This window comes from Serratia sp. MMO-28 (assembly GCF_037199905.1).
GTDB lineage: Bacteria > Pseudomonadota > Gammaproteobacteria > Enterobacterales > Enterobacteriaceae > Chania > Chania oryzae.
Map to the genome: position 1 here is coordinate 67,232 of NZ_JBBCVB010000010.1, position 25,566 is coordinate 92,797.

Annotated in this window: 23 protein-coding genes; 10 read left to right on the forward strand and 13 right to left on the reverse strand. The window is 51.7% G+C overall.

All coding sequences use genetic code 11. The annotated features are described in order from the left end of the window. The first annotated feature begins 21 nt into the window (after positions 1 to 21). Complete coding sequence (locus WG891_RS10855) at positions 22 to 774, forward strand: YciC family protein (protein WP_337262362.1); 753 nt, start codon at positions 22 to 24, stop codon at positions 772 to 774. A gap of 48 nt (positions 775 to 822) precedes the next feature. Here the strand turns inward: WG891_RS10855 and WG891_RS10860 are convergent, their stop codons facing one another. Next, a complete protein-coding gene (locus WG891_RS10860) occupies positions 823 to 2,514 on the reverse strand; it encodes a SulP family inorganic anion transporter (protein ID WP_337262361.1) in 1,692 nt (563 codons plus the stop codon). A 221-nt stretch (positions 2,515 to 2,735) separates the two neighbouring features. On the opposite strand from WG891_RS10860, the gene WG891_RS10865 reads away from it, so the two are divergent. After that, the gene (locus WG891_RS10865; protein WP_337262360.1) at positions 2,736 to 3,275 is read left to right on the forward strand and encodes a septation protein A; all 540 of its coding nucleotides are present in this window, start codon (positions 2,736 to 2,738) and stop codon (positions 3,273 to 3,275) included. Positions 3,276 to 3,346: 71 nt separating this feature from the next. Then, positions 3,347 to 3,775 (forward strand): acyl-CoA thioester hydrolase YciA, encoded by a 429-nt coding sequence (gene yciA / locus WG891_RS10870; protein ID WP_337262359.1) that lies wholly within the window; start codon positions 3,347 to 3,349, stop codon positions 3,773 to 3,775. Positions 3,776 to 3,839: 64 nt separating this feature from the next. On the opposite strand, the gene tonB is transcribed toward yciA, so the two are convergent. Beyond that, on the reverse strand, positions 3,840 to 4,571 hold the full coding sequence (gene tonB, locus WG891_RS10875) for a TonB system transport protein TonB (RefSeq protein ID WP_337262358.1): 732 nt from the start codon (positions 4,569 to 4,571) through the stop codon (positions 3,840 to 3,842). A gap of 270 nt (positions 4,572 to 4,841) precedes the next feature. Between tonB and WG891_RS10880 the strand changes: the two genes are divergently transcribed. Next, positions 4,842 to 5,138 carry a YciI family protein gene (locus WG891_RS10880; RefSeq protein ID WP_337262357.1) on the forward strand — a complete coding sequence of 99 codons (297 nt, stop codon included), beginning with the start codon at positions 4,842 to 4,844 and terminating at the stop codon, positions 5,136 to 5,138. 127 nt (positions 5,139 to 5,265) lie between these two features. Here the strand turns inward: WG891_RS10880 and WG891_RS10885 are convergent, their stop codons facing one another. Beyond that, positions 5,266 to 5,823, reverse strand: coding sequence for a TetR/AcrR family transcriptional regulator (locus tag WG891_RS10885; protein ID WP_076940223.1), 558 nt, complete (start codon positions 5,821 to 5,823; stop codon positions 5,266 to 5,268). Between the two features lie 121 nt (positions 5,824 to 5,944). Here WG891_RS10885 and WG891_RS10890 point away from each other — a divergent pair, with 121 nt between their 5' ends. Both WG891_RS10890 and WG891_RS10895 read left to right on the forward strand, forming a co-directional pair. Beyond that, positions 5,945 to 7,417, forward strand: a complete 1,473-nt coding sequence (locus tag WG891_RS10890) for an MFS transporter (protein ID WP_337262356.1) — start codon at positions 5,945 to 5,947, stop codon at positions 7,415 to 7,417. A 129-nt stretch (positions 7,418 to 7,546) separates the two neighbouring features. Continuing rightward, on the forward strand, positions 7,547 to 8,038 hold the full coding sequence (locus tag WG891_RS10895; RefSeq protein ID WP_076940225.1) for a Dps family protein: 492 nt from the start codon (positions 7,547 to 7,549) through the stop codon (positions 8,036 to 8,038). Positions 8,039 to 8,078: 40 nt separating this feature from the next. Here the strand turns inward: WG891_RS10895 and WG891_RS10900 are convergent, their stop codons facing one another. After that, entirely contained in the window at positions 8,079 to 8,255 is a 177-nt protein-coding gene (locus tag WG891_RS10900) for a YciY family protein (RefSeq protein WP_337262355.1), read from the reverse strand. Positions 8,256 to 8,493: 238 nt separating this feature from the next. Between WG891_RS10900 and cls the strand changes: the two genes are divergently transcribed. Then, positions 8,494 to 9,954, forward strand: coding sequence for a cardiolipin synthase (cls, locus tag WG891_RS10905; protein WP_337262354.1), 1,461 nt, complete (start codon positions 8,494 to 8,496; stop codon positions 9,952 to 9,954). A 56-nt stretch (positions 9,955 to 10,010) separates the two neighbouring features. After that, a complete protein-coding gene (locus WG891_RS10910; protein ID WP_337262353.1) occupies positions 10,011 to 10,334 on the forward strand; it encodes an HI1450 family dsDNA-mimic protein in 324 nt (107 codons plus the stop codon). Positions 10,335 to 10,394: 60 nt separating this feature from the next. Here WG891_RS10910 and oppF read toward each other — a convergent pair whose 3' ends face one another. From oppF to WG891_RS10945, 7 genes are all read right to left on the reverse strand, one after another. Beyond that, a complete protein-coding gene (gene oppF / locus WG891_RS10915) occupies positions 10,395 to 11,393 on the reverse strand; it encodes a murein tripeptide/oligopeptide ABC transporter ATP binding protein OppF (RefSeq protein ID WP_076940228.1) in 999 nt (332 codons plus the stop codon). Then, complete coding sequence (locus tag WG891_RS10920; protein WP_076940229.1) at positions 11,390 to 12,373, reverse strand: ABC transporter ATP-binding protein; 984 nt, start codon at positions 12,371 to 12,373, stop codon at positions 11,390 to 11,392. Before WG891_RS10920 ends, oppF begins: the two co-directional genes overlap by 4 nt. A gap of 11 nt (positions 12,374 to 12,384) precedes the next feature. After that, positions 12,385 to 13,290: an oligopeptide ABC transporter permease OppC gene (gene oppC / locus WG891_RS10925; RefSeq protein ID WP_337262352.1), complete on the reverse strand. Its 906-nt coding sequence runs from the start codon at positions 13,288 to 13,290 to the stop codon at positions 12,385 to 12,387. A 15-nt stretch (positions 13,291 to 13,305) separates the two neighbouring features. Beyond that, on the reverse strand, positions 13,306 to 14,226 hold the full coding sequence (gene oppB, locus WG891_RS10930; RefSeq protein WP_076940231.1) for an oligopeptide ABC transporter permease OppB: 921 nt from the start codon (positions 14,224 to 14,226) through the stop codon (positions 13,306 to 13,308). Positions 14,227 to 14,300: 74 nt separating this feature from the next. Further along, positions 14,301 to 15,938: an oligopeptide ABC transporter substrate-binding protein OppA gene (gene oppA / locus WG891_RS10935; RefSeq protein WP_337262351.1), complete on the reverse strand. Its 1,638-nt coding sequence runs from the start codon at positions 15,936 to 15,938 to the stop codon at positions 14,301 to 14,303. A gap of 144 nt (positions 15,939 to 16,082) precedes the next feature. Next, the gene (locus WG891_RS10940; RefSeq protein WP_337262350.1) at positions 16,083 to 17,720 is read right to left on the reverse strand and encodes an ABC transporter substrate-binding protein; all 1,638 of its coding nucleotides are present in this window, start codon (positions 17,718 to 17,720) and stop codon (positions 16,083 to 16,085) included. Between the two features lie 704 nt (positions 17,721 to 18,424). After that, complete coding sequence (locus WG891_RS10945; RefSeq protein ID WP_076940234.1) at positions 18,425 to 19,069, reverse strand: YchE family NAAT transporter; 645 nt, start codon at positions 19,067 to 19,069, stop codon at positions 18,425 to 18,427. A gap of 603 nt (positions 19,070 to 19,672) precedes the next feature. On the opposite strand from WG891_RS10945, the gene adhE reads away from it, so the two are divergent. Then, the gene (adhE, locus tag WG891_RS10950) at positions 19,673 to 22,345 is read left to right on the forward strand and encodes a bifunctional acetaldehyde-CoA/alcohol dehydrogenase (RefSeq protein ID WP_337262349.1); all 2,673 of its coding nucleotides are present in this window, start codon (positions 19,673 to 19,675) and stop codon (positions 22,343 to 22,345) included. 360 nt (positions 22,346 to 22,705) lie between these two features. On the opposite strand, the gene WG891_RS10955 is transcribed toward adhE, so the two are convergent. Next, positions 22,706 to 23,290 (reverse strand): thymidine kinase, encoded by a 585-nt coding sequence (locus tag WG891_RS10955; protein ID WP_337262348.1) that lies wholly within the window; start codon positions 23,288 to 23,290, stop codon positions 22,706 to 22,708. Positions 23,291 to 23,988: 698 nt separating this feature from the next. Between WG891_RS10955 and hns the strand changes: the two genes are divergently transcribed. Continuing rightward, a complete protein-coding gene (gene hns, locus WG891_RS10960; protein ID WP_021181225.1) occupies positions 23,989 to 24,396 on the forward strand; it encodes a histone-like nucleoid-structuring protein H-NS in 408 nt (135 codons plus the stop codon). A 153-nt stretch (positions 24,397 to 24,549) separates the two neighbouring features. Here hns and WG891_RS10965 read toward each other — a convergent pair whose 3' ends face one another. Beyond that, positions 24,550 to 25,560 carry an NAD-dependent epimerase gene (locus WG891_RS10965; RefSeq protein ID WP_337262347.1) on the reverse strand — a complete coding sequence of 337 codons (1,011 nt, stop codon included), beginning with the start codon at positions 25,558 to 25,560 and terminating at the stop codon, positions 24,550 to 24,552. Positions 25,561 to 25,566: the final 6 nt, after the last annotated feature.

Consider the following 25,566-nt stretch of genomic DNA (forward strand, 5'->3'; position numbering starts at 1 on the left):
TCTCGACGCCAAGGAGTCTGCATGCCTATCACGGCCAACACGTTGTACCGTGACAGTTTTAACTTTTTCCGTAACCAACTGGCCAGTATCCTGTTACTGGCTCTGTTGACCGGGCTCATTTCTGTGCTGCTCAATCAGGCTTTCAGCCCGGATGTTGAGCAGTTAAAACTGCTGAGTGCCACGGAAAGTGATTTTACGTCAACCGCCGGTATGGGGATCCAGGAAATCATCCAGCAAATGACACCAGAGCAACAAATGGTGTTGTTAAAAGTCTCTGCGGCCGCGACGTTTTCTGCTCTGGTGGGTAATGTGCTGCTGGTAGGTGGAATGTTGATGCTGATCCGCCTGGTTTCCCAAGGCGTACGCACCAGCGCGCTGCGGGCTATCGGTACTGCTGCACCGCTGCTACCGCGGCTGTTGCTGCTGCTGTTTATCTGCACCCTGCTGATCCAACTTGGCCTAACGCTGTTCATCGTGCCCGGTGTGATCCTGGCGATCTCATTCTCGCTGGCGCCGGTGATTTCTGTTGCCGACCAGAAAGGCGTGTTTGCTTCAATAAGATTGAGCTGCAAGCTGGCCTTCGCCAATGCCCGTGTGATTGTTCCTGCCATGATGCTGTGGTTGGCCGCCAAGTTGCTGGTGCTGTTTATGGTCAGTCATCTGTCGGTTCTGACGCCAAATGTCGCCAGCGTGGTCCTAACGGCACTCAGTAACCTGGTTTCAGCGCTGCTGCTGATTTATCTGTCACGCCTGTATATGTTGCTGCGCGACTAATTTATTCACTGGATATGTCAAGGGCACGCTTCGGCGTGCCCTTTTTGCTTAAGGCTCTGCTTGTTCCTTACTTTGAATCAGCTTCAGGGCCAAATAGAGGTCTGGCACCAGAATCAGGTCCTGATCGCGCCCCACGCGGTTGATACGGAACCAGCGCGTCAGTTCGGTGCGCCGCCCAGCCAGCACCAGCTTTACGTTACGCTGTAACAGATCGCGCTTCAGTTCATCAATGGCTGCCAATACGCTGATATCTGCATGAGTAAAACTGGCGACCGCGTCAATCACCACCCAGCGTGGTTGAAATGGCGTGCTGTCTACCAGGTTCAGGATACGCCGCTTGAAATAAGCCACGTTAAAATAGGTCAGCGGTGAATTGAAACGGTACATCATCACCCCCGCGACCGCTTTCACGCCATTATTATTCCCCATCGAGTGAATCATGCCTTCGTCGTTCACCCCCAGCAATTGCTCGGTTGGGCGGAAAACGGTACGCAGAAATTGCATCAACCCAAGCAATACCGCCAGACCGATGCCACTGATCACCCCCACCAGCAGCACACTGATGAACGTAAACACCGCCAGACGAAACGCCTGCGCGTTGCGCCGACGCAGGATCCAGATACCCCGGATATCAAGCAGCGACCAGGCGGCATACATCAACACCACGCCCAAGCCCGCAACGGGAATAAACTGCAGCGGTTCGGTCAGGAACAGCAGCACGATGGCAATCACTACCGCGGCAATGATCGAAACCAGCTGGCTCTTGCCACCGTTGGCATCGTTTACCGCCGTGCGTGAGTCCGCACCGCTGATAGCGAACCCTTGCGACAGCGCAGAAACAATATTTACCAGCCCCAGCGCGCGGAACTCGGCATCGGCATTCACTTCGTAGCCATTTTTTGCTGCAAAGCTCCGGGCAGTCAGCATCATGCTGACAAAGCTCACCACCGCCAGGTTCAAGGCAGGGATCACCATGTCACGCAACAACCCTGGCTGAAAATCTGGCCACTGAACGATGGGCAGCGTGCCGCTGAAACCGCCAACGGTGATAATACCGTGCTGCTGCAGATTACCCGCCCAAGTGACAAAGGTCGCCAACATGATGGCAAACAGCGGAGCTGGCCAGTTTGGCCGCAGTTTTTTAACGCCGAACAACACGAGCAGCGTCAGCAGAGAAACGCCGATAGTCAGCCAGTCGCTGCGCAATAAGTTACCCGGTAACGCATAAATCCGTTCGATCAGTTGCGCAGGATGGGTGCTGAAACCAGCGACCTTACCAATTTGATCGACAATAATGGTCACCGCCACGCCGTTCAGCAGCCCGCTGAGAATGGGCCGGGATAACAAATCTGCCAGCGCCCCGAAGCGTAAGCGGCTGGCAAGCACGCACCACCCTCCCATCATGGCGGTCATCATGATGGTTAGCTGCCAGTGCAACTCCAGGTTCCCAGCGGCAAGCGGCGTTACCACGGCGGCGATCACCGCACAGGTGGCGGCATCCGGGCCCACGATCAACTGGCGCGATGAGCCGAAAATCGCGTAAGCAATCATCGGCAAAATACAAGAGTAGAGCCCGACGACCGGGCTGACGCCCGCCAGTTCGGCATAAGCAATCGCCACTGGCAACGCCACTGCTGCCACCGACAACCCGGCACGGATATCCGGTTTTAACCAACTGCGTTCATACCCTAACAAATGAGTCAAACCAGGCGTCAGCGCCTGGAGAGATTTCCACTGCATAGCTATTTTCCATAGTAAATTATCTGTCTATTATTAGGTTTACTATGCGATGCATTGGCCTCGCAAGGCAATAACCCTGCAGAGAATCGTAAGTTTATGCAAATTCCGCCCCAGCCAGCGGAAATCTGTTGGCCAAACACCGATAATCAGCGCTTTCCTGCAGTACACAGATCTCGCCGAATCCGGTATAGTCGGCCGATAAACTCATGATGGATTGATTTATGAAGCAGTTTCTTGATTTTCTGCCACTTATTGTCTTTTTCGCTTTTTATAAGCTCTACGATATCTATGTTGCCTCCGGTGCCTTGATCGCCGCTACCGCCTTGGCCTTGGTCTTTACCTGGTTCAAATATCGCAAAATTGAGAAGATGACGCTGATCACCTTCGTGATGGTGGCGGTATTTGGTACGTTGACGCTGGTGTTCCACAACGATCTCTTTATCAAGTGGAAAGTCACCGTTATTTATACCCTGTTCGCTCTGGCGCTGTTGGTTAGCCAACTGATCCTGAAAAAGCCGTTGATCCAGCGCATGCTGGGGAAAGAGCTGACGTTGCCCGATAAAGTGTGGAGCAACCTCAATCTGGCCTGGGCGCTGTTCTTCCTTGCCTGCGGCCTGGCCAATATCTACGTGGCGTTCTGGCTGCCACAAGACGTCTGGGTCAACTTCAAAGTCTTCGGCCTGACCGCACTGACGTTGGTATTTACCCTGGCTAGCGGCATCTATATTTATCGACATATGCCAGCAGAACAAAAAAAATAGCCAGTGCTGATGCCCACGTGATTTGCCGTGGGCGCTATTAATGTGATTCCTTTTTGATAAAGCAGACCGTGATGACACAACAACGACCTTTACCCAGCGGGGAGCTGGTACTGCGCACGCTGGCTATGCCAGCGGATACCAATGCCAACGGCGATATTTTCGGCGGCTGGCTGATGTCGCAAATGGATATCGGTGGTGCGATCCTGGCAAAAGAGATTGCCGAAGGGCGCGTAGTGACCGTACGCGTCGACGGGATGACCTTTCTGAAGCCCGTCGCGGTTGGCGATGTGGTCTGTTGCTATGCCAATTGCATCCGTACCGGCCACAGTTCCATTACCGTTAACATTGAAGTGTGGGTGAAAAAGGTGTCTTCAGCGCCTATCGGCCAGCGCTATCGCGCCACGGAAGCGGTATTCACCTATGTAGCGGTCGATGCTGAAGGTAGCCCGCGAGCACTGCCGGATGGCAAGACGAACTTCCGCACCGGCACCGAAGAATAACTATCACAAAATGCACAAGGGCTGCCAGATACCTCAGGCAGCCCTTTTTAATGCTCAAACAACATCAGTTCAAATCGGTTGAACCATCAATTTTAAAAATAAAGTTTTTCGTCAGATTCTGTGCCGCTTTAGGTTCATAACGCCATTTGCGCATCGCCTGTTTCGCTTCACGCTCGAACATGTTACGCGGCTCTGCCGACAGGATACGGATATTCGTCACGCGCCCATCGCTGTCGATGTCAAACTGTACTTTTACCTTACCTTCAATTTGCAGCGCCAATGCCCGCGCGGGATAGATCGGTTTAGTCAGACTCAACGCCTTTGGCCCCAATTCGCGTGAATTCCCGGGCGCGGGCGCGGCAGGTGCCTGTTTGATCGGCGCGTTGTCGATCGATTTAGCCAGTGAATCACTCTCAAAAGGCGAAGGCTCACGCGGTTCGGCTTTCTTTACTTCACGCTTCACCTGCTTTTCAACCTTTGGTTTGGGCTTCGGTTTCGGTTTTTCAGGCACCGGTTTCGGGATCGCGACCGGCACCGGCAGTGGCTCAGGGAGCGGTTCCGGCTCGGGTTCTGCCTGTGTTTCCGGCTCTGCGGCAGCAGGCGGCGGTGGCTCAGCCAGTGCTGCCATATTGACCATCATGACGCTTATGGGAGCATCTTCTTGTTGCTTGGGCAACTCCATCACTTCTTTTACTGAAGCATAAAGCAAGGCAGCCACCAAGGCACTGTGCAAGCCAACGGAGAGAACGATTGGCACGGAAAAACGGCGAATAAGGAACATCTTCTTTAGCGGCATAATGATTCTATTTCCTCTGGTCCGCCAAGTTTAAATGCAAATGGTAATCATATTCAATAACGAAAACCGAACTATCGGTTTAATCATGACCAAAGCCTGTTAATTAGTAGGGATATTAACCTCTGTTTAGCCTTTATCCTGTGCTTTTTACTCAGATTGCTCATCTTTCGTTTCCAGCAGCACAAAATTGTGTGGATCGGCGTTCCCTTGCCACCCGTTTTACGCTAATTTGGCATCACCGTTCTATAGTAATGATTTTAAAGGTGAAACATGCTTTATCTGATCTACGCGCAAGACGTCCCCGATTCACTGGAAAAACGCTTGGCCGCTCGCCCGGCGCACTTGGCTCGCCTACAGGCGCTGCGTGATGAAGGCAGATTGGTCGTTGCAGGGCCTAATCCGGCGATCGACAGCAACGATCCCGGCAGCGCCGGTTTTAGCGGGTCTACCGTGATCGCAGAATTCGCCTCTCTGGAAGCCGCAAAAGCCTGGGCCCAGCAAGACCCTTACGTCGCCGCTGGCGTGTATGCGGATGTCACGGTAAAACCCTTCAAGCAGGTATTTTAAGCAAAAAAAAGCCAGCACGGAGTGTGGCTGGCTAAGTGGGTTCTTCGAGGGAATTCTTGTTTGTTAAATAGTTATGGATTAAACATACTCCCCGAATGATATGGCCGCCACCTATCGCTGTGATAGGTTAATCATGTTGAACCATTTCGTTGAGAACCCATTTTTGCATATCGGCAAACATATCGTCCCACTCTGATTGTTCAATATCCATAAAACCAAAAAAGCGCAGCATAAAGGCCCCTTCAGTTGCCAGAAATGCCAATCGCGCTTTTCTGCCCTGCTCAGTGTTCAGATCCAACCCTGCAATACGGCCGCGATACCATTCTCGCGTGCTACCCAGATGCTCCGGCGTTTGTATTAATGTGGCCATTAAGCCCGCCGCTTTGGCGCTGGATGCCTGATCGGAACTGCGTGTGGCCTGCATATGTGCCTGCACAACGGTAATCGGAGCCGGATCGTTACCCGCAATGCTGTCAAAAACCCGGTCATAAGCTTTGCCCCAGCGTTCAAACATTGCGTCAATCAAAGCATCCTTATTACCGAAGCAATACTGCACCCCACCTTTAGAAATCCCCATGGCTTTAGCCACCGAATCAATGGTTAACCCAGCGGCACCTTGGGTAGCCACAATCTCCTCTGCTGCATCCAGCACTTTGTCACGATCAATGCTTCGTTGACGTCCCATTAAGAAATCCTCTTTTCAATACGAACGTATGGATTTATATTATAATCAGTATACCACTGCAGACATTGGGTGGTTACCACAAGATGGCGCAGCCGCGCCGTCGGTTTTTTAGGATAAAATTATGCACGCCCAAAACCGCTGGTTAATCCTGGTAATGATCTCCAGCGCATTATTTCTCATTATTACCGATATGACGGTGCTCTATACCGCCTTGCCGCGCCTGACCCAGGCGCTGGATGCCACTGCATCACAAAAACTCTGGATAGTGAACGCCTATCCCCTGGTGGTCGCCGGATTGCTGCCGGGAGCCGGTATGCTAAGCGATCGCCTTGGCCATAAGAATATGTTTATCGCCGGGTTACCGGTTTTTGCCCTGGCTTCGCTGTGCGCCGCCTTTTCCCCCAGCGCGCAGTGGCTGATCGCGGCACGTGCATTTCTGGCCGTCGGGGCTGCCATGATGATGCCCGCCACCTTATCCATCGTGCGCCACGTGTTTACCGATGAGCGTGAACGCGCGCTGGCCATCGGCATTTGGGCGGCGGTTGCCTCCGGTGCCGCAGCGCTTGGCCCCGTCGTCGGCGGAGCCTTACTGGCCTATTTTTGGTGGGGAGCGGTATTTCTGATCAACGTGCCGGTAGTGATGCTGGTACTGCCCTTGGCATGCTATTTGATCCCGCAATGCGGCGGTGATAATAAGCGCCCTTATGATGTGCTGGGTTCGATACAGATCATGCTCGGCCTGGTAGCGGCTATCTATGCGTTAAAAGAATTGAGTAAGCCCAGCCTTTCGCTGCGCGACTTTGCCCTTGCAGTAACGCTCGGCCTCCTGTTTCTGACGCTATTTGTGCGCCGCCAGAAGCACGCCCTGCATCCAATGATCGATTTTTCTCTGTTCCGCAACCGTATGTTTGCCAGCGGTGTCGGTGTGGCGATCATGTCGATGATCGCACTGGTTGGGGTTGAACTGGTCTTGAGTCAACGCCTGCAACTGGTGCTTGGAATGTCGCCTTTAATGGCCGCGCTGTTTATTCTCCCTATTCCAGTCGCCTCTGCGCTGGCTGGCCCATTAGCCGGGATGTTAATGCCACGCTATGGTGAGCGCAGTATGTTGATCGGTGGTTTTATCCTCACCGCGCTGGGTATTCTTGGCGTCGTTCTCTGGTATCAGGGCAACGTGGTAATGCAGCTTATTTGTCTGTTTATTATCGGCTTTGGTCTTGGCGGCGCCATTACGGCCGCGTCTACCGCCATCATGCTGAATGCCCCAGAAGAGAAAGCCGGTATGGTGGCCTCTATCGAAGATGTTTCCTGGGAACTGGGAGGCGTGCTGGGCATCACGCTATTAGGCGGCTTGATGACGGCGGTCTACAGCCATAGCCTGGCACTGCCAGATAGCCTGCCGGTGGGCGATCTGGCCTATGACAGCATTGATGAAGCGCTGCGCTTAGCGGGTAATATGAGTGCTGACAGTGCGTCAGAGCTGATCCAACTGGCGCGCTCTGCGTTCGATCGGGCATTTATCGCCGTATTGATAGCTGCCACCCTGCTGGTGAGCCTAGGCGCCGGGGTATTAAAATTCGCCCTGCGTCAGTAAAGGTTCTACTCTTTTTGTACTATCGGTTTGAGCGATTATAGTGATACTTGCTATCGTCTTTAACCTTGAGATTAATCCAGTTATTGTGTCAACGAGATCATTGGAACCCACAATCAGGAGAAGATCATTATGGCAACGGCAAAGAAAACAGCAAAAACGCATATTGGCCTGGATACCAAGCAATCAGCAAAACTCTCTGACGCTCTGAATGCATTACTGGCAAACTATCAGGTGCTGTATATGAACGTGCGTGGTTATCACTGGAATATTTCCGGGCCGCACTTCTTTGAACTGCACGTTAAATTTGAAGAGACTTACAACGATCTGTTGCTGAAAGTTGATGAGTTGGCGGAACGTATTCTGACCCTGGGTTCGCAACCGCGTCATGCTTTCAGTGACTACCTAAAAACCGCAGACATCAAAGAAGATACCAACGTAACCGACGACAAAGGCACGCTGCGCGGCCTACTGAACGGTTACGCCATTCTGCTGCAGCAGCAGCGTGAACTGCTGACGCTGGCCGCCGATGCCGGTGATGAAGGCACCTCCTCACTGATGAGCGATTACATCAAAGAGCAGGAAAAGCAGGTGTGGATGCTGAACGCCTATCTGGGCAAATAAACCTTACCAAAAACAGTCCCATCGCGGGACTGTTTCTGCTTCACCATTCATAAGCCACAACGAACAACAATGCGCGGCGGTGCTGATCGTCCAACCGGCGGCGCACGCGAATGATATGCCGGTTATTACAGGACTGGCGTTCCAGCCAATGGCGCCTGCGCCGCTGGCTCTGTCGCAGCATCCGCCAGCGCCCTACTTCATTTCTACTGCGTTTCATCGTTCTTTCACCCATCCAATGCCAACCGCGGGTATTATAGTCTTTTCAGGCGGCGATCCAAGTTGCCGATCACGCGCTGTTTGCACACATTGGCTCACAGAAAGTCGCATTTTTATTTTCGGCAAGTGCCTTTCGTCAATCATTTTTATGTCACTTAAGTGCGGGGAAAAGGTTTCACCTTTACCGTTCTGTGCGTACACTCACTGTTAGGGGTTTCTGAATAGGATTTTTCGTCTTTATGACAACATTTTATACCGTAATCAATTGGCTTCTGGTGTTCGGCTACTGGCTGCTTGTCGCCGGTGTCACATTGCGTATCCTTATGAAACGACGCACTGTCCCTTCCGCCATGGCCTGGTTGTTGGTGATCTATATCCTGCCGCTGGTGGGGATCGTCGCTTATTTGTCTTTCGGCGAATTGCATTTAGGCAAACGCCGTGCCGAGCGCGCCAAAGCCATGTGGCCCTCTACCGCCCGCTGGCTGAATGAGCTAAAAGAAAGCCGCCGGATTTTTGCCACCGAATACAGTGAAGTTGCCCGCCCGCTGTTCCAGCTTTGCCATCATCGGCAGGGTATTGACGGCGTCAAAGGCAATCAGTTGCAACTGCTCACCACCACCGACAGTACGCTGAAGACGTTGATTCGTGATATCGAACTGGCACAGCACAACATTGAGATGGTGTTTTACATCTGGCAACCCGGGGGCCTGGCAGATCAGGTGGCGGAATCCTTAATGGCCGCCGCCCGCCGTGGGGTGCATTGCCGCCTGATGCTGGATTCCGCCGGTAGCGTGCAGTTCTTCCGCAGCCCCTACCCAGGCATGATGCGCAACGCCGGAATCGAAGTGGTCGAAGCGCTCAAGGTTAATCTGTTCCGCGTCTTCCTGCGCCGTATGGATTTGCGACAGCACCGTAAGATCGTGCTGATCGACAATTACATCGCCTATACCGGCAGCATGAACATGGTCGATCCGCGCTTCTTCAAACAAGACGCTGGCGTTGGCCAGTGGATCGATCTGATGGCCCGGACCGAAGGCCCGGTGGCCACCACCATGGGGATTGTTTACGCCTGTGACTGGGAGATCGAAACCGGCAAACGTATTCTGCCACCACCGCCCGACGTCAATATCATGCCGTTCGAGCAGGAAACCGGCCATACCATTCAGGTGATCGCTTCCGGCCCTGGTTTCCCTGAAGAGATGATCCACCAGGCATTGCTCACGGCGGTCTATTCCGCACGTGAACAGCTCATCATGACCACGCCCTACTTCGTGCCCAGTGACGATCTGCTGCATGCCATCTGTACCGCCGCACTGCGCGGTGTTGAAGTCAGCATTATCGTGCCACACGACAATGATTCGATGATGGTGCGCTGGGCCAGCCGCGCCTTCTTCTCCGAGCTGTTGGAAGCCGGGGTGAAGATTTACCAGTTCAAAGGCGGGTTGCTGCATACCAAGAGCGTGCTGGTTGACGGCCAACTCAGCCTAGTGGGCACGGTCAATCTGGACATGCGCAGCCTGTGGCTGAACTTTGAGATCACACTGGTGATTGACGATGCCGGTTTTGGTAGCGACCTGGCCTGTGTACAGGATGACTACATCGCCCGCTCGCAGTTGCTGGATGCCCAAGAGTGGCTGAAGCGCCCGTTCTGGCACCGTATCGTTGAGCGTTTGTTCTACTTTTTCAGTCCGTTGCTGTAAAAGCCGCAACGGGCATGGTTTAATAACGCCAATTCATTTGTTATCGGGATTTTTTTATGGATTTGAATAATCGTCTTACCGAAGACGAAACGCTGGAGCAGGCTTACGACATTTTCCTGGAACTGGCTGGCGACAATCTGGATCCGGCGGATATTCTGCTGTTTAATCTGCAGTTTGAAGAACGTGGCGGTGCGGAGCTGTACGATCCGGCAGAAGATTGGCAGGATCACGTCGATTACGATCTGAACCCGGATTTCTTTGCTGAGGTGGTGATTGGCCTGGCAGACAGCGACGGTGAACCCATCAATGACGTTTTTGCCCGCGTGCTGATTTGTCGTGAAAAAGACCACAAGCTGTGCCACATTTTGTGGAAAGAATAAGCGCCTCATCGAGATAAAAAAACCTGCCCAGCGGCAGGTTTTTTATTGGTTACTCGTCAATCAAAGCGGATCTACCTTCAGGCAGGATACCGCATGGCGGAAACTCCCCTCCAGCAGCGGACGCGTCTTGGCGCACTCCGGCCCGGCGATCGGGCAGCGCGTGCGGAACACGCAGCCGGACGGCGGGTTGATCGGTGACGGCAGTTCTCCCTCCAACAGCTGGATCTGCTTGCCCTTCTCTTTGTCTGGATCCGGGATCGGCACCGCCGACATCAGCGCCTTGGTATAAGGGTGCTGCGGGTTATGGTACACCTCATCATAGGTTCCTAACTCCACCGCATGCCCCAGATACATCACCAGCACGCGATCGGAAATGTGCTTTACCACCGCCAGATCGTGAGCGATAAAGATCAGCGACAACCCCATCTCGCGCTGCAGTTGCTGCAGCAGATTCACCACCTGCGCCTGAATCGACACGTCCAGCGCCGAAACCGGTTCATCACAAATCACCAGTTTCGGTTCCAGGATCAGCGCGCGGGCAATACCGATACGCTGGCACTGACCCCCCGAGAACTCATGCGGATAGCGATTGATCAAGTTCGGCAGCAGGCCAACCTTCATCATCATCGCTTTCACTTTGTCCTTCACTTCCTGGCGCGGCATTTTCGGATGATAGGTACGCAAAGGTTCGGCAATGATTTCGCCAATGGTCATGCGCGGGTTAAGCGAAGCCAACGGATCCTGGAAGATCATTTGAATATCGCTGCGGGTTTTGCGCCAGTCGGCATCGCTCATCCCCAGCAGATCTTTCCCCAACCAGGCAACCCGGCCGCTGGTCGCTTTCACCAGGCCGATAATCGCGCGGGCAAAGGTGGATTTACCGCAGCCAGACTCCCCAACCACTCCCAAGGTTTCACCTTCAAACAGCCGTAAGGTAACCCCATCGACCGCTTTCAGGGTTTTCGGCGCCTGCCAGAACCACTGTTTGTCATCGTGAATATCGAAATGCACTTTTAAATCGGCCACTTCGAGCAGCACTTTTTTATCGGTTGCAGTCATACCAATGCCTCCACCGGCTTGAAACAGGCGCGCAGACGCCCTTCACCAAACTGCTCCAGCGGCGGAGCACTCGCGCACTGTTCCATGGCGTACGGGCAACGTGGCTGGAACGGGCACCCCTTGGGTAAACGCAGCAGGTTTGGCGGGTTACCTGGGATGGTCATCAGCGATTCACCTTCAGCGTCCAACCGTGGTACCGCATTCAGTAGCCCAATCGAATAAGGATGGCTCGGGCGATAAAACACATCACGCGCGCTGCCGTATTCCATGGTGCGACCGGCATACATCACCAATACTTTGTTGCAAATCCCCGCTACTACCCCCAAATCATGGGTAATCATGATGATTGCCGTATTGAACTCACGCTTCAGCTCATTCAGCAACGTCATGATCTGCGCCTGCACCGTCACGTCCAGCGCCGTCGTGGGCTCATCGGCGATCAGCAATTTGGGCCGACATAACAGCGCCATGGCGATCATCACCCGTTGGCGCATGCCGCCGGAAAATTCATGCGGATACATGCGCATACGCTTACGCGCCTCTGGCATTTTTACCGCATCCAGCATCTGTACCGATTCTTCAAAGGCTTCGCTTTTGCTCATTTTCTTATGCAGCATCAGCACTTCCATCAGCTGCTCGCCGACGCGCATGTAGGGGTTGAGCGACGTCATCGGGTCTTGGAAGATCATCGAGATCTCTTCAGCCCGCAGCTTGTTCAACTGGCTTTCTGGCAGGTTGAGGATCTCACGGCCGTTAAACTTCGCCGAACCGCCGATGCGGCCATTGCTGGCCAGCAGGCCCATCAGTGCAAAAGCCGTTTGCGATTTGCCGGAGCCGGACTCGCCCACAATACCTAAGGTTTCGCCAGCACGCAGATCGAAGTTAAGATCGTTTACTGCCGTAACGTCGCCATCTGGCGTGGCAAAGGTCACGCGCAGATCGTTGACGTCCAGCAGCAATGGATTTTCAATAATGCTCATGATGGCACTCCTTAGCGATCTTTCGGATCGAGGGCATCACGCAGGCCATCGCCGATAAAGTTGAAACAGAACAGAGTGACCACCAGGAAGCCTGCCGGGAACAGCAGCAACCAGGGTGAAACCTCCATCGAGTTGGCGCCATCGCTGAGTAATGCTCCCCAACTGCTTAACGGCTCCTGCGTTCCTAATCCCAAAAAACTCAGGAAGGATTCGAACAGGATCATGCTCGGCACCAGCAACGAGGCATAGACCACCACGACGCCCAGCACGTTTGGCACGATATGGCGCAACACGATATTGCGCGTCGAAACGCCACAAACCAGCGCCGCTTCGATAAACTCTTTGCGCTTCAGGCTCAAGGTCTGGCCGCGCACGATACGTGCCATATCCAGCCACGACACCATGCCGATCGCCACAAAGATCAGCAGGATGTTTTGCCCGAAGAACGTCACCAGCAGGATCACAAAAAACATAAACGGGAAGGAATTAAGGATTTCCAGCAGGCGCATCATCACCGAGTCGATTTTGCCCCCCAGATAACCGGACATCGCACCATACAGCGTGCCGACCACCACCGCTACCAGCGCAGCGGCCACGCCAACCATCAGCGAAATTCGCCCGCCAATCGCTACGCGCACCAGCAGATCGCGCCCGGAGGAGTCCGTGCCAAAATAGTGTGCCGACTCAATACTTGGCGCGGCCGACATCATCGCCCAATCGGTGTCATCATAAGCAAACGGTGACAACCAGGGCGCAAAGACCACAAACAGGGTAATCAGCGCCAACACAAACAGGCTGGTTACCGCCGCACGGTTATGTATAAAGCGGCGGCGCGCATCCTGCCACAGACTGCGCCCTTCAACTTCCAGCTTCTCACTGAAGTTTTCCAGAGCTTCGCTGTTCTTTTTCGTCAACATGAGACGTGCTCCAGATTAATAACGGATTTTCGGATCGATCACCGCGTACAGCACGTCGACGATCGCATTAAACAGAATGGTCAGAGCACCCACCAGAATGGTCAGGCTCAGTACCAGCGAGTAGTCACGGTTTAACGCCCCGTTGACAAACAGCTGGCCAATCCCCGGCAGACCATAGATGGTTTCAATCACCATCGAACCGGTGATGATGCCAACAAACGCCGGCCCCATATACGACAGCACCGGCAGCAGCGCGGGTTTCAGGGCATGACGGAAAATAATGCGGCGCATCGGCAAACCTTTGGCGCGCGCGGTGCGGATAAAGTTGGAGTGCAGCACTTCGATCATCGAACCACGGGTAATACGGGCGATGCTGGCAATATAGGCCAGCGATAACGCCACCATCGGCAGGATCATGAACTTCGGTGCCCCGCCATTCCAGCCACCGCCGGGCAGCCATTTCAAGGTGATAGCGAAAATCAGCACCAACAACGGCGCTACCACAAAACTGGGGATCACCACGCCGGTCATGGCAAACCCCATTACCGTGTAGTCCCATTTTGTGTTCTGCTTAAGCGCAGCGATCACCCCGGCGCTGACGCCCAGCACCACTGCCAGCATAAAGGCGGCAAAACCCAGCTTGGCTGAAACCGGGAAGGAGGCGGCCACCAAATCGTTCACCGAATAGTCTTTGTATTTAAACGACGGGCCGAAATCGCCCTTCGACAGTTGCACCAGATAATGCCCGTACTGTTTCCAGATTGGGTCGTTCAAATGGTATTTGGCTTCAATATTGGCCATGACTTCTGGCGGTAATGCGCGCTCGCCGGTAAATGGGCTACCGGGTGCCAGGCGCATCATAAAGAAGGAGATGGTGATAAGAATAAATAGCGTCGGGATCGCCTCTAACAGGCGACGAAAGATAAATTTAAGCATAGCCCTGCTCCAGCCTGATAACGGCTTATCGTCTGAAAATGGACCGGCGGCTTACGCCACCGATCCTTACCGTATCAATGCTTGATGATGTACAGGTTTTTGTCGTACACGTTATCAAGCGGGTCGGTCTCGGTGTAACCGCCAACGTAAGGTTTCACCAAGCGGGCATTCACATAGTAATAAACGGGCACAATGGCGGAGTCTTTATCCAACTGAGCTTCGGCTTTCTGATACAGCGCTGCACGTTCCTCTTTGGTTTTGACCTTCAGAGTTTCCGCCATTAGTTTATCGAATGCTGGGCTCTTATAATGTGTTGTATTGTTGCTGCTGTCAGAAAGCACCATATTCAGGAAGGAGGAAGATTCGTTGTAATCTGCACACCAAGCTGCACGTGCTACATCGTAATTCCCCTGATGGCGGCTATCCAGGAAGGTTTTCCACTCCTGGTTCACCAGTTTTACATCCACACCCAGGTTTTTCTTCCAGATTGACGCGGCAGCAATCGCCAATTTTTTATGCAGATCGGAGGTGTTGTACAGCAGCGAGAAGCTCAGCGGTTTATCTGGACCATAGCCTGCCTCGGCTAAGAGTTTTTTCGCTTCTTCGTTACGTTTCTCCTGCGTCCAGCCGAACCACTCTGGCGCTGTCAATTTTGCGCCATCTACATACGGCGGAGTGAAACTGTAAGCCGGGAGATCGCCCTGGTTTTTAACTTTATTGACGATAATGTCGCGATCCAGCCCCAGTTTCAGTGCCTCACGCACGCGTGCATCGGTAAACGGCGCTTTTTGGTTATTCATTTCGTAGTAATAGGTGCAAACATAAGGCGCTACGCGCACTTCGTTCGGGATCTCTTTCTTCAGCTTCTGGAACAGTTCGATCGGCAAGTTATTATAGGTCATGTCAATCTCGCCGGTGCGGTAACGGTTTACATCGGTCACTTCCGATGAGATCGGCAGGAAGGTCACTTTATTGATTACCGTTTTGGCGTTATCCCAATATTCTGGGTTACGCTCCAGCAAGATACGTTCGTTGACGACCCAGTCTTTCAGCTTATAGGCGCCGTTGCTGACGTAGTTTTGCGGCAACGTCCATTTCTCACCAAACTTCTCTACCGCTTCTTTATTAACCGGCTTCATGGCGTAATGCTGGGTCATTTCCACCAGATAAGGCACCGGTTCGGTCAGCGTGACCTGGAAGGTGTGATCGTCAATGGCTTTCACGCCCAAGGTGGATTTGTCTTTTTTACCGGCAATAATGTCATCGACATTCTCTACGTGGGCATATTGCAGGTAGCTGGCATAAGGAGATGCGGTTTTCGGATCGACAATACGCTGCCAGCTATAGACAAAATCCTGCGCCGTCACCGGTTGGCCGTTAGACCACTTAGCGTCTTTACGCAGATGGAAGGTCCACACTTTAAAGTCTTTGTTATCCCAGCTTTCTGCCGCGCCCGGTACGATGGAACCATCCGGCGTAGTGTTAGCCAGCCCTTCGATCAGATCGCGAGTAACGTTGTTCTCTGGCACCCCTTCAATTTTGTGCGGGTCGAGAGACTGTACTTCTGCACCGTTGTTTTTAACCAGTTCCTGCTTGTCTGCCAGCTGTACCCCCGCTGGCACCTCAGCCGCGATCGCACTTCCCATTGCTGTAATCCCCAGCGCGGCAATAATACCGGCAGCCAGGAGTGATTTTTTTGTGATGTTGGTCATATCGTTAACTCCAGTTTTTATTATCACAGAACCATCATGGGTTCTGCGTTGCCCGTTGACCGGGTGGGATTTTGGCCAGCCGCCGCGGAACGACACGGCGCAGCCTTTGCTCTGTATTACCGTTGTTGCCGGTAATACCCGTCGTTACTGCTTGATGATGTAAAAGTTTTTCACATCAACATAATCAAGCGGATCTTTGCCGGTAAAACCGCCGACCGTGGGTTTAACCAAGCGTGCGCTAACCCGGTAATACACCGGGATTAAGGCAGAATCCTTATCCAGCAGCGTTTCTGCCTGCTGATAAATAGCCGCGCGCGCAGCGGCGTCAGGCGCTTTTAGCGTGCTGCCAAGCAGTGCGTCAAACGCCGGGCTCTTATAGAAAAAGGTATTATTGCTGCTGTTTGAAAGCAGCATATTGAGGAAGGCGCTCGGCTCGTTGTAATCCCCGCACCAGGTGGCGCGAGCGACATCGAACTGCCCCTCATGGCGACTCTGCAACGACGTTTTCCACTCCTGATTCTGCAATGTAACCTCAGCGCCCAGGTTTTTCTTCCACATGGAGGCAGCCGCTATCGCCTGCTGTTTATTCTGATCAGACGTGTTGTACAGCAAGGTGAACTGAAGTGGTTTTTCCACGCTGAATCCTGCTGCCTGCAACAGCTTTTTAGCTTCTGCGTTGCGTTTTTCCTGCGTCCAGCCTGCCCATTCCGGTTGGGCAAAGGCTCCCCCGGCGATAAAGCTCGGTGTATAGGTGTAAGCCGGAATTTGCCCCTGGCCCATGATCTGGTTGGCGATAATGTCGCGATCCAACGTCATCTTAACGGCCGCGCGCACGCGCGCATCGGTGAATGGCGCGCGTTGATTATTGATTTCGTAGTAGAAAGTGCACAAATAGGGGTTAACGTGCAGTTGCTCTGGGATCTCGCGCTTCATTTTAGCGTAGAGATTCGGTGGAATGGCGCTATTGGTAATATCAATTTCGCCGCTGCGATAGCGGTTGATATCACTCACCTCAGAGGACAACGGCAGGAACGTCGCCTGTTCAATCACCGTTTTTTTATTGTTCCAATAGCTCGGGCTGCGCTCAAGCACAATGCGCTCGTTAACGATCCACGCTTTCAGGCGGTAGGCACCGTTACCGACGTAGTTCTGTGGCAATGTCCATTTGTCACCGAACTGCTCCACCACAGATTGTTTTACGGGCTTCATCGACGTATGGGAAAGCATGCTGACAAAGTACGGTACCGGCTCACTCAGCGTGACCTGCAGGGTGCGATCGTCAATGGCCTTTACCCCAAGCGCTTGCGCAGGTTTTTTGCCGCTAAGGATCTCGTCAACGTTATCGAGCCTGGCATACTGCAAATAACTGGTATAGGGCGATCCAGTCTTGGGATCGGCCAAACGCCGCCAACTGTAGACAAAATCTTGTGCGGTGACCGGCGAACCGTCACTCCACACCGCGTCTTTGCGCAAATGGAATGTCCAAGTCTGATAATGAGTATTTTCCCAGCGCTCCGCCACGGCCGGTACCAGTTGACCATTGGCATCGGTGCTGACCAAGCCCTCCAGCAGATTGAGGATAATATTACTTTCAGGGTTGCCTTCGACTTTATGCGGATCCAATGAAGCCACTTCCGAACCGTTGTTGATCACGATGTGCTGTTGCTCGGCCAGCGTTACGCCAGTGGGCACATCCGCGGCCTGTACGCAATTAACGCCTGTTCCGCCTAATATTCCAGCAATCATCGCTACCAACGATGTGTACTTGATGGTTTGCTGCATCCTGAAGGTTCCTTTTATCGAGCAAATATGAATTGGTCATACTTTGAAATATTTAGTAAAAAAACCAAATAAAATAATACTCACAAAATTCATTCCTGCTTTACGCGAAAAACTAAGAATTATCAGCAGTGAAGTTGCTCGGAAACTAGCAGAAGCAAAAATCCTTAGCCAATAAATTTTGCAAATTTGTTAAGCGTTTCGCTTTTCACCCCCATAACGTCACTCCCACCCCACCTGATAGAGATCACCCTCTAAATTTAATTTAATGATTTTATTAAGTAAAAAAGGAAATCTTCTGATTACTCGTTGCTGACTCAGCAAAAAAGCCAAAACAGAAACATTTCGTTAACAAAAAAGCAGTTCAAAGAATAAACACCTGCTTATGTGCGGTTTATCACTAATAACACCTGGATGATACGGAGACAAGCCCTACAGAATGATGTGATTAAATTAACAGCAGATTTGATTAGCAAAGGAGAAAAGCGGCAGAAATAGGCTTATAAAAGGTACTGGAAATAATACTAGGTGTTTTATTAGCTACTCAAAGGCGAGCTTTTGCTGCAACAGAGTTAAATAGAATAAAAACCAAGCAGATACCGCTGTTTATTAAAGCAGAACAATATTTATGTTGGATGATTAAAAAGAGTTAAGTCCCTAAGCCGCGAGCCTCAGGAAAGAGGCTCGCAGTTAGCGTATATTCGTGGCTATAACAATCCCGGAAATATCGCTTTGATACCGGTGACAATGAATTCGATACCCAATGCCATCAGCAACAGGCCCATGATACGCGTAACAACGTTGATCCCGGTCTGCCCCAGTAAACGCACCAGCAATGGTGCAGCCCGGAACAGCAACCAGCAGCAGAAAGCAAACACGGCAACGGCCAGGCTGAAACCTAGCAGATTCTGCCAACTGTGGTAACGCGAACTCCAGACAATGGTCGAACTGATCGCCCCCGGCCCCGCCATCAGCGGCAGTGCCAAGGGCACCACACCGATGCTTTCACGAATGGCACTTTCTGATTTTTCTTGCTTGTTCTGTTTGTCTTCACCCAGCTTGCCGCTGATCATCGACATCGCAATGCTCACCACCAGGATCCCACCGGCGATGCGGAAAGAGTCGATGGAAATACCGAACACGCGCAGTATGGCCTCCCCCAAAAACAGCGAAGTCCACAAAATAATCGCTACCGACAGGTTGGCCGTCAGGTTGGTTCTATTGCGCCCTGCCTCCGCCTGATAGCTGGTCATACTAATAAAGACCGGTAAAATACCCACCGGGTTTACCAATGCAAACAAGCCAACAAAGAACTTGATATAGACAGAAAAATCCAACAGAGATTGGCCCACGAAAAACTCCGCATAAATAGCTGTAAAAGAGACACTGCCTGTAACAGGGGAATCAGCGCCCCTCACCGAGTTACCTATCAGTGTAAGCCCCTCGGGGCTGGCTCGCCTGCCGCTGGTTTCGCAACTCCTGCTTGCCCCAGCATACGCGCGCTAATGTAATGGAATCGGGTCCGGTAATCCATCCACTGAGCACAGCATTTTTCTCTGCCACGCCAGAATGTTACAAAGTAATTCTCCATTGTTAACTAAGTGTATGGCCATTGATGTTTTAAGTGTGAAAACACCGATGGCACTCAAACAAATGAGAGTAATTATCAACAAACGATTGCTGAAAGGTGTCAGCTTGCGATTTTTATGATTTAAATCACAAAACAACTACTCAGGAATAGTTAAGCTCTTTGTCATAGTCAGAAGGTAGAACAGGTTTCAGAGCGCATCGCTGTTCCTCTACTGTACTTGAAGCTCTTTAAGTCAATCAGCAGTGCGAGTCGCCAAAGACGAGAAAGCCGTGGTGCCTTAACAGACACCCTTCTCTCACAAGGCTATACTAGTTGCTCGAACGGCTTATTCACTGAAAGAGTTTAACATTATCAGGAGAGCATTATGGCTGTAACGAATGTCGCTGAACTGAACGAGCTTGTAGCACGTGTCAAAAAAGCCCAGCGCGAGTATGCCAACTTCTCGCAAGAGCAGGTTGATAAAATTTTCCGCGCTGCTGCCCTCGCCGCCGCCGATGCCCGTATTCCCCTGGCTAAAATGGCCGTCGAAGAATCCGGTATGGGTATCGTTGAAGATAAAGTGATCAAGAACCACTTCGCTTCTGAATATATCTACAACGCTTATAAAGATGAAAAGACCTGCGGTATCCTCTCAGAAGACGATACTTTCGGTACCATCACTATCGCTGAACCGATTGGTCTGATTTGCGGTATCGTCCCTACCACCAACCCAACCTCTACCGCCATCTTCAAAGCGCTGATCAGCCTGAAGACCCGTAACGGTATTATTTTCTCACCACACCCTCGTGCGAAAAACGCTACCAATAAAGCCGCAGACATTGTGCTGCAGGCCGCTATCGCAGCGGGTGCACCAAAAGATATCGTCGGCTGGATCGATCAGCCTACCGTTGATCTCTCTAACCAACTGATGCATCACCCAGACATCAACCTGATTCTGGCCACCGGTGGCCCAGGCATGGTAAAAGCAGCCTACAGCTCCGGCAAACCGGCTATCGGTGTGGGTGCAGGTAATACGCCGGTGGTGGTTGATGAAACTGCCGATATCAAGCGCGTTGTGGCGTCTATCCTGATGTCGAAAACTTTCGACAGCGGCGTGATCTGCGCCTCTGAACAGTCAGTTATCGTGGTTGACTCTGTGTACGATGCCGTTCGCGAGCGTTTCGCTTCCCATGGTGGCTACCTGCTGCAGGGGAAAGAGCTGAAAGCCGTGCAGGATATCATCCTGAAAAATGGTGGCCTGAATGCCGCCATCGTCGGCCAGTCTGCACCAAAAATCGCTGAAATGGCCGGTCTTAAAGTCCCTGCCAACACCAAGATCCTGATCGGTGAAGTGAAATTGGTTGACGAATCCGAGCCGTTTGCCCACGAAAAACTGTCGCCGACTCTGGCCATGTATCGTGCCAAAGACTTCGAAGACGCGGTCAGCAAAGCCGAGAAACTGGTCGCCATGGGCGGTATTGGCCACACCTCTTGCCTGTATACCGACCAAGACAACCAGACTGCGCGCGTTGAGTACTTCGGCGACAAGATGAAAACCGCACGTATCCTGATCAACACCCCTGCTTCTCAGGGCGGTATCGGTGACCTGTACAACTTTAAACTCGCGCCATCGCTGACGCTGGGCTGCGGTTCATGGGGTGGTAACTCCATCTCTGAAAACGTCGGTCCAAAACACCTGATCAACAAGAAAACTGTAGCGAAGCGAGCAGAAAACATGTTGTGGCACAAACTTCCTAAATCAATCTACTTCCGCCGTGGCTCACTGCCTATCGCGCTGGAAGAAGTGGCTACCGATGGGGCAAAACGCGCCTTTATCGTGACCGACCGCTACCTGTTCAATAACGGCTATGCCGATCAGATCACCAAAGTTCTGAAATCGCACGGTATTGAAACTGAAGTGTTCTTTGAAGTAGAAGCCGACCCAACGCTGAGCATCGTCCGTAAGGGCGCCGAGCAGATGAACTCCTTCAAGCCGGACGTGATCATCGCGCTGGGTGGTGGTTCACCGATGGACGCCGCGAAAATCATGTGGGTACTGTACGAGCATCCTGAAACCCACTTCGAAGACCTGGCGCTGCGCTTTATGGATATCCGTAAGCGTATCTACAAGTTCCCGAAAATGGGTGTGAAAGCGAAGATGATCGCCGTCACCACCACTTCAGGTACCGGTTCAGAAGTGACGCCGTTTGCGGTAGTGACCGATGACGCTACTGGCCAGAAATACCCTCTGGCAGACTATGCGCTGACCCCGGATATGGCGATTGTCGATGCCAACCTGGTGATGAATATGCCGAAATCCCTGTGCGCCTTCGGCGGCCTGGATGCGGTGACTCATGCCTTGGAAGCTTATGTTTCTGTACTGGCCAACGAATATTCAGACGGTCAGGCACTGCAAGCGCTGAAACTGCTGAAAGAATATCTGCCAGCCAGCTATAAAGAAGGTGCGAAGAACCCAGTCGCTCGTGAACGTGTTCACAACGCCGCGACTATCGCCGGTATTGCGTTCGCCAACGCCTTCCTGGGTGTGTGTCACTCCATGGCCCACAAACTGGGCTCCGAGTTCCATATCCCGCACGGCCTGGCCAACGCCATGTTGATCTCTAACGTTATCCGCTATAACGCGAACGATAACCCGACCAAGCAGACCGCATTCAGCCAGTATGACCGCCCACAGGCACGTCGTCGCTACGCTGAGATCGCCGATCACCTCGGCCTGAGTGCTGCTGGCGACCGCACGGCACAGAAGATCGAGAAACTGCTGAAATGGCTGGATGAGATCAAAGCGGAGCTGGGCATCCCTGCTTCTATCCGTGAAGCTGGCGTGCAGGAAGCGGACTTCCTGGCGAAAGTCGACAAGCTGTCTGAAGACGCATTTGATGACCAATGTACTGGGGCTAACCCACGTTATCCGCTGATTGCTGAACTGAAGCAAATCATGCTGGATACCTTCTATGGCCGCGAATTCAGCGAAGCCACAGAAGAGGCTGCGGTAGTGGCTCCGGTTGCCGTCAAGGCAGAAAAAAAGTCCAAGAAGTAACAGGCTCTTTGAGCTGACAAAAACCCGCTGAAAAGGCGGGTTTTTTTATATACTCAAAATAATTCGAGTTGCTTGTAGGCGGCAACTGAGCGAAGCCCCAAGAGCTTACTCAGGTAAGTGGCTGGGGTGAACGACAAATCTGCTTGGCAGATTTGAACGCTGCTTGCAGCGGCCCCAAAGGGGCGAGGCCCAATATGGGCCGAGTCACGCAGCCAACACCCAAGCAACTTGGCGTATGACAGGTATAGACATCCAAACGGCGCTTAACGCCTTCTACGCTCATTTCACGGTAAACCAGCACTAATTATAGGCATTCGGTTAAAACCGCACAGAAGCGAGCTGTGAGCGCCTGAGGCAAGATCACTCCTGGGTCTTTATCGCTTCTTTATAATGTTTACGGCATACGGAGACATAGCTTTCATTGCCGCCGATAACCACCTGCTCGCCCGCATGCAGCGCTTTGCCGTTCTCCCCTAAACGCAGCACCATATTGGCTTTACGGCCGCAGTGGCAGATGGTTTTAAGCTCTACCAGCTTATCTGCCCAAGCCAGCAAATAGTGGCTGCCAACAAACAGTTCGCCAAGGAAATCCGTGCGCAAGCCGTAACACAATACCGGAATATCCAGTTGATCAACCACCTCACAAAGCTCTTCTACCTGCCCTTTAGTCAGGAATTGGCTTTCATCAACCAAAACGCAGTGTACGGGCTGCTGCTGATGTTCTTGGTTAATCATGGCATACAGTTGCGTTTCTTTATTGTAGAGCTGTGCTTGCGACGACAGCCCTATTCGGGAACTGACTTTACCCACACCAAAGCGGTGATCAATCTCAGCCGTAAACACTAAGGTTCGCATACCACGTTCTTGATAGTTATATGAAGATTGTAATAGCGCGGTGGATTTTCCTGCATTCATAGCAGAGTAATAAAAATAAAGTTGAGCCATAGCCCGCGACTCCAGTGGTATAAGAAATATTCAGTCAAAGATGCGTTGACCAGTGTAGCATATCCTTCAGCCAGACTCAGCCTACCCACAAATCATTCTCGGAACAGGTAATAAGCCAGCCAGCAGATGAAGCATTTTGCTGCAAAGCTTGTCCGTTTTTACATCTATTTACAGGATACCCCTACATGACCGCCAAAATTTAATTATTACCAATGGTTAACCAAACTCATTAATGGCAACAAGAGGTTGATGGACAGACCGATGAGATGCGAGCTTGCGAGGAGCGCGCGCGCTATTAAAAACCTTATCACCAATTCCTAAGGTGTTAATTGCATGCTCACATGATATGACGCTCCTTAGGTTATCTTTACGCATATCCCCCCTTTGTTTACAATGTCTGCGCCTCCCGATAGTGATTATGCCCGAAAACTCATCCTCATATTGTTATACAACGCAATTATAACTGCCCAGCAAAATGCCTTTTAGACTGATGAACACGCGACGCAGCGTTAAGAATTTAGCTTAGAGACATGTGGCGTAATAGTTAGGTTCACCGGTACTATTAGCAAGAGAGTTCTCAATATCGGTTTTTTTAAAGATAAATGTGGGACTCTTTCAATTTGGCTATTGCAGAAAAGAAAAGAGCACTCTATTATTATCCAAACGCCCCTCCACCAATATAATTTGAGACTAGAACAATGAGCGAAGCATTAAAGATTTTGAACAACATCCGCACTCTACGTGCACAGGCAAGAGAATGCAGCCTCGAAACTCTGGAAGAGATGCTGGAGAAATTGGAAGTTGTGGTTAACGAGCGTCGCGAAGAAGACAGCCAAGCTCAAGCAGAAATTGAAGAGCGCACTCGTAAGCTGCAGCAATACCGTGAAATGTTGATTGCTGATGGTATTGATCCAAACGAATTGCTGCAGACTATGGCTGCAACCAAAGCCGCAGGCAAAGCAAAACGTGCAGCACGCCCAGCTAAATATCAATATAAAGACGAAAACGGCGAAATGAAAACCTGGACCGGCCAGGGCCGTACTCCGGCTGTGATTAAAAAAGCTATCGAAGAGCAAGGTAAATCCTTAGACGATTTCCTGCTGTAATAGCGGCTTTTAGCGCACTCAAAAAGCTCCCAACGGGAGCTTTTTGCTTTTCAAGAATGTTCCTTCTGGGTTTCCATTGCAAGACGTCAGCCAGATTCTGAAAGCACAAAAAAAGAGGCCGAAGCCCCTTTATTTACCCAGCCATGTATCCACTTACTGAACTTTATAAAACGTTTTATACCATGCTACAAACCGCTTAACGCCTTCTTCAACGCCGATTTCAGGCTTAAAACCGATAGTTTGGTAAAGCTCGTCAGTATCCGCACTGGTATCCATAACGTCGCCAGGTTGCATCGGCAACATATTCTTGCGAGCGGTGATACCTAATGCCTTTTCCAGAGCATGGATATATTCCATCAGTTTCACCGGGCGACTATTGCCGATATTATAAACATGATATGGCGCAGAACTGGTCGCTGGCGAACCTTGTTCAACCGTCCAATTGGCATTAGGCTGAGGAACAATGGCCTGTAAACGTACAACCGCCTCGGTAATATCATCAATGTAAGTAAAGTCACGATGCATTTCGCCGTGGTTATATACATCAATGCTCTCACCCGCCAATATCGCTTTAGTAAATTTAAACAGGGCCATATCCGGACGGCCCCAAGGACCGTAAACGGTGAAAAAACGCAAGCCCGTTGTAGGAAGCCCATATAAATGCGAATAGCTATGAGCCATCAATTCATTAGCTTTTTTGGTTGCGGCGTACAAGGATATCGGATGATCAACCGAATCTTCCGTCGAAAATGGCAACTTACGGTTAAGGCCATATACCGAACTGGATGAGGCATACAGTAAATGCCCTACCTTATTATGCCTACACCCTTCAAGGATGTTCAGATGACCAATCAGGTTTGCATCCGCATAAGCCAACGGATTATCCAACGAATAGCGTACTCCGGCCTGAGCACCAAGGTGAATAACACGCTCAAACTGGTGTGCCACGAAAAGCCCGGCAATACCGCTGCGATCGGCCAGATCCAGCTTGATAAATTGAAATGTCGGTTTATCAGCCAGCAGATCAAGTCGTGCCAGCTTCAAGCCGACATCATAATAATCATTCAGGTTGTCGATGCCGACAACCTGATGCCCAGCGGCTAACAAACGCTCTACTACGTGATACCCAATAAACCCTGCAGCGCCTGTAACCAGGAATTTCATGCTCAC

Bases quoted from the DNA above. Each gene is read 5' to 3' on its own strand.
- WG891_RS10865 (WP_337262360.1), top strand. From the start codon at position 2,736: ATGAAGCAGTTTCTTGATTTTCTGCCACTTATTGTCTTTTTCGCTTTT.
- tonB (WP_337262358.1), bottom strand. From the start codon at position 4,571: ATGCCGCTAAAGAAGATGTTCCTTATTCGCCGTTTTTCCGTGCCAATC.
- yciA (WP_337262359.1), top strand. From the start codon at position 3,347: ATGACACAACAACGACCTTTACCCAGCGGGGAGCTGGTACTGCGCACG.
- WG891_RS10855 (WP_337262362.1), top strand. From the start codon at position 22: ATGCCTATCACGGCCAACACGTTGTACCGTGACAGTTTTAACTTTTTC.
- oppF (WP_076940228.1), bottom strand. From the start codon at position 11,393: ATGACTGCAACCGATAAAAAAGTGCTGCTCGAAGTGGCCGATTTAAAA.
- WG891_RS10900 (WP_337262355.1), bottom strand. From the start codon at position 8,255: ATGAAACGCAGTAGAAATGAAGTAGGGCGCTGGCGGATGCTGCGACAG.
- WG891_RS10910 (WP_337262353.1), top strand. From the start codon at position 10,011: ATGGATTTGAATAATCGTCTTACCGAAGACGAAACGCTGGAGCAGGCT.
- WG891_RS10920 (WP_076940229.1), bottom strand. From the start codon at position 12,373: ATGAGCATTATTGAAAATCCATTGCTGCTGGACGTCAACGATCTGCGC.
- WG891_RS10880 (WP_337262357.1), top strand. From the start codon at position 4,842: ATGCTTTATCTGATCTACGCGCAAGACGTCCCCGATTCACTGGAAAAA.
- hns (WP_021181225.1), top strand. From the start codon at position 23,989: ATGAGCGAAGCATTAAAGATTTTGAACAACATCCGCACTCTACGTGCA.
- WG891_RS10885 (WP_076940223.1), bottom strand. From the start codon at position 5,823: ATGGGACGTCAACGAAGCATTGATCGTGACAAAGTGCTGGATGCAGCA.
- WG891_RS10965 (WP_337262347.1), bottom strand. From the start codon at position 25,560: ATGAAATTCCTGGTTACAGGCGCTGCAGGGTTTATTGGGTATCACGTA.
- WG891_RS10860 (WP_337262361.1), bottom strand. From the start codon at position 2,514: ATGCAGTGGAAATCTCTCCAGGCGCTGACGCCTGGTTTGACTCATTTG.
- adhE (WP_337262349.1), top strand. From the start codon at position 19,673: ATGGCTGTAACGAATGTCGCTGAACTGAACGAGCTTGTAGCACGTGTC.
- WG891_RS10895 (WP_076940225.1), top strand. From the start codon at position 7,547: ATGGCAACGGCAAAGAAAACAGCAAAAACGCATATTGGCCTGGATACC.
- oppA (WP_337262351.1), bottom strand. From the start codon at position 15,938: ATGACCAACATCACAAAAAAATCACTCCTGGCTGCCGGTATTATTGCC.
- WG891_RS10955 (WP_337262348.1), bottom strand. From the start codon at position 23,290: ATGGCTCAACTTTATTTTTATTACTCTGCTATGAATGCAGGAAAATCC.
- oppB (WP_076940231.1), bottom strand. From the start codon at position 14,226: ATGCTTAAATTTATCTTTCGTCGCCTGTTAGAGGCGATCCCGACGCTA.
- oppC (WP_337262352.1), bottom strand. From the start codon at position 13,290: ATGTTGACGAAAAAGAACAGCGAAGCTCTGGAAAACTTCAGTGAGAAG.
- cls (WP_337262354.1), top strand. From the start codon at position 8,494: ATGACAACATTTTATACCGTAATCAATTGGCTTCTGGTGTTCGGCTAC.
- WG891_RS10940 (WP_337262350.1), bottom strand. From the start codon at position 17,720: ATGCAGCAAACCATCAAGTACACATCGTTGGTAGCGATGATTGCTGGA.
- WG891_RS10890 (WP_337262356.1), top strand. From the start codon at position 5,945: ATGCACGCCCAAAACCGCTGGTTAATCCTGGTAATGATCTCCAGCGCA.